Origin of the sequence: Bacillus sp. 95MFCvi2.1, from assembly GCF_000374965.1 — a bacterium.
Classification (GTDB): Bacteria; Bacillota; Bacilli; order Bacillales; family Bacillaceae_G; genus Bacillus_A; species Bacillus_A pseudomycoides.
Genome location: NZ_KB895691.1, coordinates 405880 through 419676 on the forward strand (window position 1 = coordinate 405880; position 13797 = coordinate 419676).

Consider the following 13797-nt stretch of genomic DNA (forward strand, 5'->3'; position numbering starts at 1 on the left):
GAAATAGGATGGCTTTAACACAAGAGCGTAAAAATGAAATCATTGCACAATTTAGAACTCATGAGACTGATACAGGTTCTCCAGAGGTTCAAATTGCTGTCCTAACGGAGCAAATTAACACTCTAAACGAGCACTTACGTACTCACAAGAAAGATCATCATTCACGTCGTGGTCTATTAAAGATGGTTGGTAAACGTCGTAACTTACTTACTTACCTTCGTAATAGCGATATCACACGTTACCGTGAATTAATCACAAAGCTTGGCTTACGTCGATAGTCAAAGAAGCGGGAATATTCCCGCTTTTTTGTTAGGTAAAAATATATCTTTTACTCTTAATAGCTTACTTAAATTTCGGTAATACTAGAGGAAGAATATTGTGATATATTATCCATTTACATAGAAGAATTGAATATTTTAAATTGAGAGGGGTACTTAAATGAGTCAAGAAAAGCAAGTCTTCTCGATAGATTTAGCTGGTCGTCAGCTAACAATTGAAACAGGCCAGCTTGCAAAACAAGCAAACGGGGCAGTATTAGTAAGATATGGCGACACAGCGGTTCTATCTACAGCAACTGCATCAAAAGAGCCAAAAAATGTAGATTTCTTCCCACTTACAGTAAACTATGAAGAACGTTTATATGCAGTCGGAAAAATCCCAGGCGGTTTTATTAAACGTGAAGGTCGTCCAAGTGAAAAAGCAATTTTAGCAAGTCGCTTAATTGACCGACCAATTCGTCCACTTTTCGCAGATGGCTTCCGTAATGAAGTGCAAGTTGTCAGCATCGTTATGAGTGTTGACCAAGATTGTTCTTCTGAGATGGCAGCTATGCTTGGTTCTTCATTAGCGTTATCGATTTCAGATGTTCCATTTGAAGGACCAATCGCTGGTGCAACAGTTGGTCGCATCGACGGCGAATTTATTATTAACCCAACGGTAGAACAACAAGAAAAAAGTGATATTCACCTTGTTGTAGCTGGGACAAAAGATGCAATTAACATGGTAGAAGCAGGGGCTGATCAAGTACCTGAAGAAATAATGTTAGAAGCGATTATGTTCGGTCATGATGAGATTAAACGTTTAGTTGCTTTCCAAGAAGAGATTGTACAAGCAGTTGGTAAAGAAAAAACAGAAGTGAAATTATATGAAGTAGATGCTACAATCAATCAAGATGTACGCGAAATGGCAGAGAAAGATATGCATGCTGCGATTCAAGTACATGAAAAACATGCACGTGAAGATGCAATTAACGAAGTGAAAAAGCGTGTGATTGAGCACTATGAAGCAAATGAAGCTGATGGAGAAACATTAGGACAAGTAAATGAGATTTTATATAAAATTGTAAAAGAAGAAGTACGTCGTCTTATTACAGTTGAAAAAATCCGCCCGGATGGACGTAAAGGTGATGAAATCCGTCCTTTAGCATCAGAGGTAGGTATTTTATCTCGTACGCACGGTTCTGGTTTATTTACACGTGGACAAACACAAGCGCTTAGTATTTGTACGTTAGGTGCATTAGGCGATGTGCAAATTTTAGACGGTCTTGGTGTAGAGGAATCAAAACGTTTTATGCATCACTATAACTTCCCATCCTTTAGTGTTGGAGAAACAAGACCAATGCGTGGACCTGGTCGTCGTGAAATCGGTCACGGTGCATTAGGTGAACGTGCGCTTGAACCAGTTATTCCATCTGAGCAAGACTTCCCGTATACAGTTCGTCTTGTATCAGAAGTATTAGAATCAAATGGTTCTACTTCACAGGCAAGTATTTGTGGAAGTACGTTAGCTATGATGGATGCAGGTGTTCCACTTAAAGCACCAGTTGCTGGTATTGCAATGGGACTTGTGAAGTCTGGTGAGCACTACACAATTTTAACTGATATCCAAGGTATGGAAGATCACTTAGGTGATATGGACTTTAAAGTAGCAGGTACAGCTCAAGGTGTAACAGCGCTACAAATGGATATTAAAATTGCTGGTTTATCTCGTGAAATTTTAGAGGAAGCATTACAACAAGCGAAAGTTGGCCGCATGCACATTCTAGATCATATGCTATCTGCTATTGCCGAGCCTCGTAAAGAGTTATCTGCGTATGCTCCGAAAATTATTACAATGACAATTAATCCGGACAAAATCCGTGATGTTATTGGACCGAGCGGTAAGCAAATTAACAAAATTATTGAAGAAACTGGCGTGAAAATTGATATTGAGCAAGATGGTACAGTCTTTATTTCTTCTATTGATCAAGAGATGAATGAAAAGGCGAAGAAAATCATCGAAGATATTGTTCGTGAAGTACAAGTAGGCGAAATTTACTTAGGAAAAGTAAAACGCGTTGAAAAATTCGGTGCTTTCGTTGGATTATTTAGTGGTAAAGATGGACTTGTTCATATTTCTGAGCTTGCACTTGAACGTGTAGGTAAAGTAGAAGACGTTGTGAAAATCGGTGACGAGATTTCAGTAAAAGTTATCGAGATTGACAAACAAGGCCGTGTAAACTTGTCTAGAAAAGTATTGCTAAAAGAAGAGCAAGAAAAAGAAGCGGCAAAAGAAGAAGCTTCAAAACAAGAAGCTTCAAAACAAGAAAATATACAAGAACAGAAGTAAGTAAGAAAGCCAGGGTTCCTGGCTTTTTTTGTTAAATAAAAATACATTCGATGCATAGATTTTTATTAGTGAAAAGGTATAGTTTTCATAATAACGCTCAAATTAACAAGGATAAGAAGAAAATGGATTTTTCTTATGTGTATAGTTAATGGGAGGGTTTATATGAGAACTCGTATATTTGTATTCATATCTATATTCTTTCTTTGTATGGGTTTATGCTCATATTCAGCGCTAGCAAATGATGATCTTTATGAAGAAATTCAGAAACAAGCGAAGCAATATTCAATTGCACCGCAAAATGCGATAATTGATAAGATTTGGAAAGCGACGCCAGGGTATAATGGTAAAGAGGTTGATATTGAAGCGTCATATAATAACATGAAGAAAATAGGGAGGTTTGATGAGAAGCAACTTGTATATCGGGAAGTTTCACCAAGCACGCATTTAGAAGATTTATCGTATTCTCCCATTTATCGTGGGCATCCACATAAAAAAATGGTAGGATTAACGATAAATGTGGCGTGGGGAAATGAGTATCTTCCGCGTATATTAGAAACATTGAAAAAGCATGATGTAAAGGCAACGTTCTTTTTGGAAGGACGCTGGGTAAAAGAAAATTTAAGATTTGCAAAAATGATTGTAGATGCAAAGCAAGAAGTAGGAAATCATTCTTATACGCATCCGGATATGAAAACGCTGTCTAGAAATCAAATACAAGAACAATTACAAAAAACGAATCAAATTATTGAGGCAGCTACAAGTCAAAAAGTACGATGGTTTGCACCACCAAGTGGAAGTTTCCGCGATGAAGTTGTAGAAGTGGCGGGCGGATTGAAGATGGGGACTATTATGTGGACAGTTGATACAATTGATTGGAAACGTCCAGAGCCTGAAGTGCTTCTTCAGCGTGTGATGCGGAAAGTACACCCAGGTGCAATTGTATTAATGCATCCGACATCTCCAACAGCTGAGGCGTTAGATACGATGATTTCACAGTTAAAAAAACAAGGGTATAAAGTAGGGAATATTACAGAATTATTAGATGAAAAACGCATTGATTAAATACATTTACATGACATTCATGTTCAAACTTGTTATCATTAAATAATAGCAATTATTTAGAGAAACTGGCATTAGGAGGAAAGTTTTTGATTAAAAAATATACTTGTAAAAATGGTGTAAGAATCGTTATGGAGAATATACCAACTGTTCGTTCTGTTGCAATTGGTATATGGATTCATGCAGGTTCAAGAAATGAAAATGAAAAAAACAATGGAGTTTCGCACTTTTTAGAGCACATGTTTTTTAAGGGGACAGAGACGCGTAGTGCGAGAGAAATTGCAGAGTCATTTGATAGTATTGGTGGTCAAGTGAATGCATTTACTTCAAAAGAATACACGTGCTATTATGCAAAGGTACTTGATGAGCATGCAAAATATGCACTAGATGTGTTAGCTGACATGTTCTTCAATTCCACATTTGATGAAGAAGAATTGAAAAAAGAGAAGAACGTTGTATTTGAAGAAATTAAAATGTATGAGGATACGCCAGATGATATTGTGCATGACATGTTAACGAAAGCGACATATGAAACGCATCCGCTTGGATACCCAATTTTAGGTACAGAAGAAACGCTTGAAACATTTACAGGGGATACATTACGTCAATATATAAAAGATCATTATACACCTGAAAATGTTGTAGTTTCGATTGCTGGAAATATTGATGAAACATTTGTTCAAACAGTGGAACAATATTTTGGCAACTACGAGGGAACAACAAAGCGTGAACAAGTACATAGTCCGATTTTTCATTTTAATAAAGTGGCCCGTAAAAAGGAAACAGAGCAAGCTCATTTATGTTTAGGATTCCAAGGATTACAAATGGGACATGAAGATATTTATAACTTAATTGTATTAAATAATGTATTAGGTGGCAGTATGAGTAGCCGCTTATTCCAAGAAGTACGTGAGCAACGAGGATTAGCATATTCAGTGTTCTCTTATCATTCTTCATATGAAGATACAGGAATGTTAACACTTTACGGTGGTACAGGAAGCCAACAATTAGATACTTTATATGATACAATGCAAGAAACGTTAGAGACATTGAAAAATACAGGTATTACAGAGAAAGAACTTGTTAATAGTAAAGAGCAGCTTAAAGGAAATCTGATGTTAAGTTTAGAAAGTACGAATAGCCGTATGAGTCGCAATGGAAAAAATGAATTGCTCCTTAGAAAACATCGTTCGCTTGATGAAATTATTGAGAGTGTGAACAAGGTTACCAAAACAGATGTGGATCAATTGATTCGCAGTATATTTACAAATGAATTTTCCGCAGCGCTAATTAGTCCGAATGGAGAGCTTCCAAAAGGAATGAAATAAGACGAAATAACCGTATCTCGTACGAGGAGATACGGTTATTTTTATGTACTAAGCTTTTTATAAGTATAACAGATTTTGAATGCTAGGGAGAGGAGTTCATTTTCTTGGTATTTTTTAGAGACGTGTAGAATACGTACTTATTATAGGCTAGGATTTGAGGATGTTGTATGGAAGATGTTCGTAAAGGGGAGAATCATATGCGTTTAAGTGAATTAAGTGGAAAAGAGATTGTGGACTTGGAGCGTGCGGAAAAAATGGGAGTTTTAGGTCATGCTGATTTAGAAATAAACGAGAAGGATGGGAAAATTCAAGCTCTCATTATACCGGTGGGAAAATGGGGTGGGTTTAAAAGGGAGCAGCAAGAAGTTCGTGTAGAATGGAACCGTATTAAAAAGGTCGGTCATGATATGATTATCTTTGACCTTGCAAGCCGCCCAAGCTCACAGTAAAAGATAACCATTTTGGTTGTCTTTTTTTTATTCCACTATTCACAGGCAAGTAATACTCCTACCTCAAGATTCAGTAAAACAAAGAAGATAGGTTGGAAGATAAACTGTCGGTAAAGGTCCAAGTGATGAAGCCTAATAATCGGTGGGAGATGTCGTTGATTATAGTTTCGCTTTATTGGAACAGGTGTAGCACGTTCAAATGAAAATGGAGTGAGGGAGTAGTAGTTAAGTAATGAGGAAGAGTGTAACTCTAATGGAAGTTTTATCTTATAGAATTTCACATATTTAGAAATATTGAATGCTTTTTGTTTTTCAATCACCTCTAACTCGTACGGTACATATTATGTGGAGGAAAAAGAAAAAGTAGGCACTTTTCTTATAAATGAAAGAAAAAGAAGGTGAAGTAGGGAATGTTGACTGAGATGCACATTGCTGTCATAGGAGGAGATGCAAGGCAGCTAGAAGTGATTCGTAAGTTGGTTGAACTTGATGCAAAACTTTCATTAGTAGGATTTGATCAACTGGATCATGGTTTTACAGGGGCAGCAAAAGAGAGTATGCAAGATCTAGATTTCACTTCTTTAGATGCAATTATTTTGCCGGTAGCAGGAACAAATGCAAAAGGAGAAGTAGATACTATTTTTTCAAATGAAAAAGTTGCGCTTACGAAAGAACAGATTGAAAAAACACCAGCAAACTTTACTATATATTCAGGAATTGGTACACCGTATTTAGAAAATATTACATCTACAACAAATCGAAAACTTGTGAAACTATTCGATCGTGATGATGTGGCGATCTATAATTCTATTCCAACGGTAGAAGGAACATTAATGATGGTTATTCAACATACAGATTATACAATTCACGGTTCGAATGTAATGGTTTTAGGATTTGGTAGAACTGGAATGAGTGTAGCGAGAGCTTTTCAATCACTAGGAGCTCATGTCAAAGTAGGAGCACGACGTTCAGAACATATCGCTCGTATTTCGGAAATGATGTTTTCTCCTTTTTATATGCAGGATATTGAGAAAGAAGTAAGTGATGTTGATATTGTCATTAATACGATTCCGCACCTCGTTGTAACGGCAAGGGCTATTTCTAGGATGCCAGCTCATACGTTGATTATTGACTTGGCTTCTAAGCCTGGTGGTACGGATTTTCGTTATGCAGAGAAACGAGGGATTAAAGCCTTGTTAGCACCCGGTCTTCCAGGAATTGTTGCACCAAAAACAGCAGGGCAAATTTTAGCGAATGTTCTTTCTCAGTTATTAACGGCAGATATGATGGCAAAGGAGGAGAATGGAAAATGAGTTTAAAAGGAAAACGAATTGGGTTTGGATTTACAGGATCACATTGTACGTATGCGGAAGTTATGCCGCATGTAGAGAGACTAATTGTAGAAGGAGCAGAAGTGCTGCCGGTTGTTTCATATACTGTACAAACAACAAATACTAGATTTGGTGAAGGAGCAGAGTGGATTGAAAGGATTGAAGAGATAACAGGAAATAAGGTTATTAATTCTATTGTAGGCGCAGAACCACTCGGTCCTAAAATTCCATTAGACTGCATGGTGATTGCTCCATTAACAGGGAATTCAATGAGTAAATTTGCCAATGCAATGACAGATTCTCCTGTATTAATGGCAGCAAAGGCGACGCTTCGGAATGGAAAACCAGTTGTGTTAGCTGTTTCAACAAATGATGCTCTTGGCCTTAATGGTGTAAACCTAATTACACCAACAAGATGACGACAAAAAGCAAACGTTTATTTGTCGTCATCTTGAGGGAGCTTAGGGTAAAGCACAAGTTTAAAATCGTCGAGTCTTTGCCATTTTTCTTTCGTATAAACAGCCTTTTCTAAAACTGACTTTAGGAGGCTGTTCTTTTTTTGTGGATCATCTGTTTTGAAATATAGATCTAACACATGCTCGACTTGAGGAATTGTATCTTTCTTCACTTTTTCCTTTGTTATTTCTGTTTTAATTTCTTTTCTGAGGTTTTCCATCGTTTCAGTAATCTCATTAATACGATTGGAAACAACATTAGAACGTTCTAAAAACATATCAACAGTATAAACACCACGCTCTAATAAATCGTGTAAATTATTTTTTTGTTTTTGGACATCCACTAACTCTTTTTCAAGTTTTCGTAAAGCAGTCTCGTTCATTTGAATAATTTGTGTTTCTTTTGTGCTTTCATCTTGCTTATTTTTTTCAAAATCAGCTTTATAATTGATGTACCATTCTTTTAATGCTTCGAGTAAACGTTTTTCGATTAGTTCTGTATAACTGGATTTATTTTCACAACCACGATGTTTACAATCCATTGTATGTTTTCGATTTTTTGGATATCGTTGTACCATGCTGTATCCACATTTTCCGCATCTGATAATCCCAGCTAACGGATTCTTTAATCCATTCGTATTATAAGGAACGTGATACCTCGTATTTAATTTCTCCTGTGCTTTTTCGAATAAGCTTTCTGGGATAATCGGATCATGTTTTCCATCCGCAATAATCCATTCTGATTTATCTTGCCTAGTGCAACTACGTTTCGTTGCATCCGGACGTTTCACTTCTTTTCTTTTTTGCCATGTTACCTTTCCGATGTAAACATTATTTTTTAACATGTCTAATATACTGTATGGGTTCCAATCGTTACCTAACTTACTTTTGTAGCCAAGTTCATTTAATTTCCGCATAATAGCATTCGCACCCATATCTTCATTGGCATACCATTCAAAAATCATTCTTACAACAGAAGCTTCTTCTAAATTAATCGTTAACGTACGCTCACGCTTATTTAAGCGATGGATATCATATCCGTATGGTGCATGTGTACCAAGGTAATTACCAGCCTCTACACTTGCTATGCGGCCACGTTGCATACGACGAGTAATAATCTTTAATTCCTTACGTGCCATAAACGCTTCAAATTCGCTGTATTCTTCGTCCCACTCATCATTAAGGTCATAAGTCTTTCTAGGCGTCATAATCTTCGTATTCGAGCGTTTGAACGTTTCTAAGATGATTCCTTGTTCTTTCATACCACCACGACCTAAACGGTCCATATCCATGCAAAGAACAACATCATATTTGTTATCTTCAATTTCTTCAAGCAGCGCTAACATCTCAGGACGTTTTACTAAGCTCTCGCCAGATACGATTTCCTCACGGACAGATAAAACATTTAAGTTCATTTCCTTGGCAATTTTCAGCAGGGTAGAGCGGTGCTTTGCTAAAGTTTCGCCTTCACCACGTGCTTCGGCTTCGAGATCGGCACGGGATTTACGTAGATAGATTGCGGTTTTCATAGTTAGACCTCCTTATTAGTAGTTATTATACGAAAAGTAAACTAGCAAAAGAAGTGATTATAAATAAAAGCCCTTATAAAAGGGCTCTATTTATTTGAAATTACTCCAGATCGATTACTTTTTACACGTTCATATTTTAGATACACTTGGGAAGAGAAATCGCATACATAGAAAACATTATAGTTATCATTTGGTTCAATTGAGCAGAGTATTTTTTTGTCATCAATCACATATTTATGAATTATTTTCTTGTCTTTAATTTCTTCCTCAGGCACTATGGTAATAAGAAATTTCGGTTGATTTAATCGATTACGTTGTAGGATTATAAAAGTACATATCATAGCTGACAAAATTGGGTAGGCAATAAGAAATTCTATAAGATTGGTTTCTGTATTATGGAAAATAACACTATCAAATAATGAACAATAAAAAGGTAATCCAAGGATTATATGACCAAAAACAAAATATGTAGAGTATTTGATAGTATGCTTTTGAACTTCATTAAAACAGGAGACAATGTATAAAAGTACCATTGAAATTAAACTTAAAAAGAAACTAGCTTTTATAGTATTTAGAAAAAAATTTATCACTAAATCTTTTTCTATTGATAAAGTATTCGATATGTCTCGAATACTGTTAAAAGCGTTATGACCAACTACATGTATTAAGATAGAAAACCCGACATATAAGCATGAAGTAATTAAAAGTGTACCTAGAATAAAGTTAAGGATTTCTAGTTTAGCTCTCTTTACTTTGTCGAAAAATAATTTATCAAAATCATTTGTTTTGGTTAGAGTAATAAAGTGATTAAATAAAAGTAAGAAAGCAGATACTACTGTAGTGATTGAAGCGACAGTCTTCCAAAAATTTTCGTTTGCAAATTCTGTCATCAAGTGGTACTCTCCTTTCGCCTATATTTATTAACTCTTTTTTATAATTTGGAGCAATATTATATTTTTATTGAACAATAACGAATTTTTCAAAGAATGCTTTACGTTTAATTTTGTTATAAACATATGGAGTATTAAATTTTTTTACCCAGGATTGATCTTCAACTTTTAATTCCTCGATTTTAAATCCAATGTATTCATTTAATGATTTTCTATCTAAATTGGTACTATAAGTTTTTCCGTCGAATGGAAGAGTCATTGTTACGGCATTCAAATCTGGAAATTGTCTTAGTAATCTAGCTGGTTCACTTACAAACATTTTCTCAATGGCATCTCCGGATGAAAAATATTGCTTATATTGAGCTTCAGTTATGTTACTATCAGCTTTTACAGATTTATAAGATTCATAGGAATCATAGAACATAATTTCAGCTTCATTATTATTAAGCTTCATATCTTTAATAAAATTTCCGCCTCTAATATTTTGAGCATAGGAAACAAATTCTTTTTGCTTTTCCTCAGCTTTTTTCTGTTCTTCTAATTTCTGTTGTTCTTCCTTCTTTGCTTTTTCTTCTTGCTCTTTTTGCTGTTTAAGTTTTTTCTCTTCCTCCTTTTTCTGTTCTTTTAATTTCTGTTGTTCTTCTTCTTTTGTTTTTTCTTCTTGCTCTTTTTGCTGTTTAAGTTTTTTCTCTTCTTCTTTTTTCTGTTCTTTTAATTTCTGTTGTTCTTCTTTTGTTTTTTCTTTAGTCTCTTTCTTTTCCTCAGCCTTTTGTTTCTCGGCTCTTTGTTTTGCAAGTGCTTCTTTTTCTTGTGGCGTTGTGTTCATATCAACGCCTACCAAAGAAACGATTGATAAAATAAAAGCTATTCCAGTGAATTTCAAAACCTTTTTCGCGCTTGGATTTTTTTTGAAACGAAATACTAATGAGGTAATTAATAAAACGAAGGTAGCTATAATTGCTATTACAAATAAAAGTGAAAAAAATATTTTCATTGTTACAACTCCTAACTTGTAAAGGCAGATTTTAATTTCCTATTAATAGGTTTTTAAACATGCAAAGTTCTTTGGCACTCCATGAATTTCAGCAATATCTTGAATTGAAAGATTTGTATTTCTGTAATCATAAATTAAATCATCTGTTAATAGTAACTCCACAGCAAATGTATTTGCTTCAACTTCAAAACGATCTACGGAAAAGAATGTTTGATTACGTAAGAAGGGAGTATTCGCTTTAGGGTGAAGTAATGCGTGTCCTAGCTCATGGGCACAAACAAATCGTTGTGTTATTTCGTCAATTTGATTATTAATATGAATAAATTTAATTCGTTTATAAGTGTTGTAAAAACCAAGGGTGTTCCCTAAGTCTTCATACAACACATAAATATTTTTTTGCCTGGCAATTTCAAAAGGGTTATTTGTTTCATATTTTTTTGCGATATTTAGTACGTATTCTTTGATGTCCATCTAATTTCGCTCCATTCAATCTTTTTTATACTTGTTTGGAGTGAATTTTTGTTTAGCTAATTGTTTTGCCATACGCATTGAGTTTTCTAAAGAAATTCGAATCATTTCTTTTGTATGTTCATCAATTGGTTCTCCATCAAACATTAAGGCCTCATTGTTATTTTCCAATTCTTCTAGTGTTTTTTCTAAATCACGTGCAATATCACGTTCTTCTTTAGAAGTTAATGTAATATTTGTTGGTTTACTAAGATAGCCAATTCCCTCTAATAAATCAGCTTTATCCTTATTTATTGCTTTGGCGATTTGCTCGATAACAGTTAATGTTGGCTCTACAGGTTTACCATTTCGAGGATCTACACCTTTTTCTAATTTATCTATGTAAGAGTGACTTAATTGACAGCGTGTAGCAAATTCTCGTAATGACAAGTTATGTTCCTGACGGTATTCTCGTATCATCATGCCTAATGTTTTCATAGTCTGTTCCTCCTTGAATACAATTGTAATCTATCGTTTACAAAAAAGCTAAAAAAACATTGTATTTCATGGTTGACGTTATGTATTCAATGGAGTGCAATTTATTTTGTAATCAAATGAATACAAGGTGGTGATTAAGTGAATCGTGTAGCGAGTGCTCGTAAACAACTGAATATGTCACAAGATATATTAGCTAAAAGAGCAAAGGTATCGAGACCTTATCTGTCTAATATTGAAAATTTAAAGGTTCAGCCTAGTGTTGGAGCGGCAATCAGAGTTGCTAAAGCCTTAAATAAACGAGTTGAAGATATTTTTTTAGATAATATGTAAACTATGGTGCACAAAAGAGGTGGAAAGATGACAGCGATTCAAATGGCAGTACCAACAGATCAGCAGCATACAAATGTAAAAAGCACTTCAAGAGGTGACATCATGAGCCAACAAGAAGAATATGCAGCGTCTTATGAATTCGGGAAAACGAAAGTTTATGTTGTGGCTCCTGAACCTAAACCACAAAAGGAAATTGATAAAATCCTTCAAGCATATTACGAGGCTGGTTGGGCCATCATCAAAGAAATGCAAGCAAAAGAAAGTATCGAGGATTAATTCCTCTTTTTTACATAAAAAATAGACAAGTTATGTATTCTATAAACTTTATTGTAATCCTTTGACAACTTAATACGGAGGCGAACAAATATGGGAACAAGTATATATTGCAATTCGTCTATAGGCGGATTGCTACGTAATGCTAGAGAATGTTGTGAAAATGCACATTATCGAACAAAGAAAGGTCTAGCAGAGTATCTCGGCATTACTTACGAACGTTTAAAAAATATTGAATCTGGTTTTTCTAAAGTGCCTTTTGAATTAGCAATGGATTGGTGTGATGCAACAGGAGCACCATTAAATAAACAGGCAATTAAACATATTTACGGTGTAGGATTACCACCAACAGATCCTCGTTTAACAAGCGATGTAAATTTACAACTTATGAATTACATAAAGCAAGCCGAAGAGGGGATTGCGGCAGCGAAGGAAATCATGAATTTACAAATTACAACACGCTCATGGAAGTTGGATGAAAAGAAGAAACATGAATACGCAGTTCATGCAAAAGAAATCTTCGATACAATCCAAGCTACTCAATGTGTGGTACAAGCTCTTGAACAAGTACACTTTGGCATTATGGAACAAATACAAAAAAGCTGGTTGCAAAAGGCTATGTCAGAAAACGTTATTATTCAATCGGTGGATAGCTTAATGACTTTAACAAAAGTTTTGTAAAGGAGGAAATGTAAATGACAGTAGATTACAAGAATCCAAGCTTAAGAGAATATAAGGAACTAATTCGTTATGATGCAAAATTAACTGGTGAAATAAAAATAGCTAAAACATTTGGTGATGATAAAAAGTCAGGAGAATTACAACAAGAGAAAAAGTTAGTAGGAATTCGAATCAAAATTATTGAGGCATCATTTACTTTAAAACATAAATGGGCAAAAGAAAAAGCTACCGCCTAGACAACAGTAGCTCGCAATATATTCTACAAAGTAATTATACCATTTTATTTATTATTTGGACAAGCCACTGTGCTTGTCGTTATGACCAGAAAGGATTGTTATCCAACCCCTTTAAAGATATCCCTTTCTGGTTGTAACGATGCGTACAGCATCCATTTACATAGAAAAGGGGTGGAAACCATGACAACTGAATATAATTGTCTTCATGATCTTGTTCTTCTAGGAGACTTTTCGTTTGCAAATGAACTTCATGATTGCATGAATACATGCATTTACAACATGTTCAACGCTAAATCTCATGAGGAAGCGAATTTCTGGGAAGAAGAACTTAATCGCTGTGTAAAAGAGTTCAAAATGCTTCGTAATGTAAAAGAAGAACATGAAGTATCTAAAAGTTATTGTGTGATTATTAAAGGATCTTGTTCTAAAGGTGTTAACGCTTCGCTGGTAAGTCATAGGAAATAAAAAATCTATCACTTTGCCGAGTGATAGATAAATAGCGGTTGGTAAATTTTAGTTAAGTTAATTATACCAAATCATAAACGTTATAACAATGGAGTGTATTGTATGCTTTTAGACAAAACATTACATAGAGTGTTGTTAAATCCCAAGGTTGTCCAACAGGTAAAGTCAGAACAGCACCTTGTTTATTTAGTAAAGCAATATCTTAAAAAGGTTATAAAAATTATC

The 13797-nt window shown here is 34.9% G+C and carries 16 protein-coding genes and 1 pseudogene; 12 read left to right on the forward strand and 5 right to left on the reverse strand.

The genetic code is table 11. From position 1 onward, the window contains the following. Nucleotides 1-8: 8 nt before the first annotated feature. The 7 genes and pseudogenes from rpsO to dpaB form a co-directional block, all read left to right on the forward strand. Nucleotides 9-278: a 30S ribosomal protein S15 gene (rpsO, locus tag C568_RS0105240; protein ID WP_001229392.1), complete on the forward strand. Its 270-nt coding sequence runs from the start codon at nucleotides 9-11 to the stop codon at nucleotides 276-278. 160 nt (nucleotides 279-438) lie between these two features. Next, nucleotides 439-2607, forward strand: coding sequence for a polyribonucleotide nucleotidyltransferase (gene pnp, locus C568_RS0105245; RefSeq protein ID WP_018780933.1), 2169 nt, complete (start codon nucleotides 439-441; stop codon nucleotides 2605-2607). A gap of 162 nt (nucleotides 2608-2769) precedes the next feature. Continuing rightward, entirely contained in the window at nucleotides 2770-3669 is a 900-nt protein-coding gene (locus C568_RS0105250; protein WP_018764700.1) for a polysaccharide deacetylase family protein, read from the forward strand. 86 nt (nucleotides 3670-3755) lie between these two features. Continuing rightward, on the forward strand, nucleotides 3756-4994 hold the full coding sequence (locus C568_RS0105255; RefSeq protein ID WP_018780934.1) for a M16 family metallopeptidase: 1239 nt from the start codon (nucleotides 3756-3758) through the stop codon (nucleotides 4992-4994). Nucleotides 4995-5191: 197 nt separating this feature from the next. Further along, complete coding sequence (locus tag C568_RS0105260) at nucleotides 5192-5443, forward strand: YlmC/YmxH family sporulation protein (RefSeq protein ID WP_029426914.1); 252 nt, start codon at nucleotides 5192-5194, stop codon at nucleotides 5441-5443. A 410-nt stretch (nucleotides 5444-5853) separates the two neighbouring features. Further along, complete coding sequence (dpaA, locus tag C568_RS0105265) at nucleotides 5854-6756, forward strand: dipicolinic acid synthetase subunit A (protein WP_018780935.1); 903 nt, start codon at nucleotides 5854-5856, stop codon at nucleotides 6754-6756. Continuing rightward, nucleotides 6753-7178: pseudogene (dpaB, locus tag C568_RS30455) on the forward strand (dipicolinate synthase subunit B); the annotation flags it as partial. The gene dpaA and the pseudogene dpaB, both read left to right, overlap by 4 nt. A 32-nt stretch (nucleotides 7179-7210) precedes the next feature. Here dpaB and C568_RS0105275 read toward each other — a convergent pair. From C568_RS0105275 to C568_RS0105295, 5 genes are all read right to left on the reverse strand, one after another. Then, nucleotides 7211-8758, reverse strand: coding sequence for a recombinase family protein (locus C568_RS0105275; protein ID WP_018780937.1), 1548 nt, complete (start codon nucleotides 8756-8758; stop codon nucleotides 7211-7213). An 86-nt stretch (nucleotides 8759-8844) separates the two neighbouring features. Continuing rightward, nucleotides 8845-9648, reverse strand: coding sequence for a hypothetical protein (locus C568_RS0105280; RefSeq protein ID WP_018780938.1), 804 nt, complete (start codon nucleotides 9646-9648; stop codon nucleotides 8845-8847). 67 nt (nucleotides 9649-9715) lie between these two features. Then, nucleotides 9716-10642, reverse strand: a complete 927-nt coding sequence (locus C568_RS34595; protein ID WP_018780939.1) for a hypothetical protein — start codon at nucleotides 10640-10642, stop codon at nucleotides 9716-9718. Between the two features lie 42 nt (nucleotides 10643-10684). Further along, entirely contained in the window at nucleotides 10685-11113 is a 429-nt protein-coding gene (locus tag C568_RS0105290; protein WP_018780940.1) for an ImmA/IrrE family metallo-endopeptidase, read from the reverse strand. 15 nt (nucleotides 11114-11128) lie between these two features. Continuing rightward, complete coding sequence (locus C568_RS0105295) at nucleotides 11129-11587, reverse strand: helix-turn-helix domain-containing protein (RefSeq protein WP_018780941.1); 459 nt, start codon at nucleotides 11585-11587, stop codon at nucleotides 11129-11131. A 138-nt stretch (nucleotides 11588-11725) separates the two neighbouring features. On the opposite strand from C568_RS0105295, the gene C568_RS0105300 reads away from it, so the two are divergent. The 5 genes from C568_RS0105300 to C568_RS0105320 all read left to right on the forward strand — a co-directional run bounded on the left by C568_RS0105300 (nucleotide 11726) and on the right by C568_RS0105320 (nucleotide 13572). Then, nucleotides 11726-11917: a helix-turn-helix transcriptional regulator gene (locus C568_RS0105300; protein WP_018780942.1), complete on the forward strand. Its 192-nt coding sequence runs from the start codon at nucleotides 11726-11728 to the stop codon at nucleotides 11915-11917. Between the two features lie 27 nt (nucleotides 11918-11944). After that, nucleotides 11945-12193, forward strand: coding sequence for a hypothetical protein (locus C568_RS0105305; protein WP_018780943.1), 249 nt, complete (start codon nucleotides 11945-11947; stop codon nucleotides 12191-12193). Nucleotides 12194-12283: 90 nt separating this feature from the next. Beyond that, nucleotides 12284-12871, forward strand: coding sequence for a helix-turn-helix domain-containing protein (locus C568_RS0105310; RefSeq protein ID WP_018780944.1), 588 nt, complete (start codon nucleotides 12284-12286; stop codon nucleotides 12869-12871). Between the two features lie 14 nt (nucleotides 12872-12885). Continuing rightward, nucleotides 12886-13107 (forward strand): hypothetical protein, encoded by a 222-nt coding sequence (locus C568_RS0105315; RefSeq protein ID WP_018780945.1) that lies wholly within the window; start codon nucleotides 12886-12888, stop codon nucleotides 13105-13107. 180 nt (nucleotides 13108-13287) lie between these two features. Beyond that, on the forward strand, nucleotides 13288-13572 hold the full coding sequence (locus C568_RS0105320) for a hypothetical protein (protein WP_018780946.1): 285 nt from the start codon (nucleotides 13288-13290) through the stop codon (nucleotides 13570-13572). Nucleotides 13573-13797 lie beyond the last annotated feature (225 nt).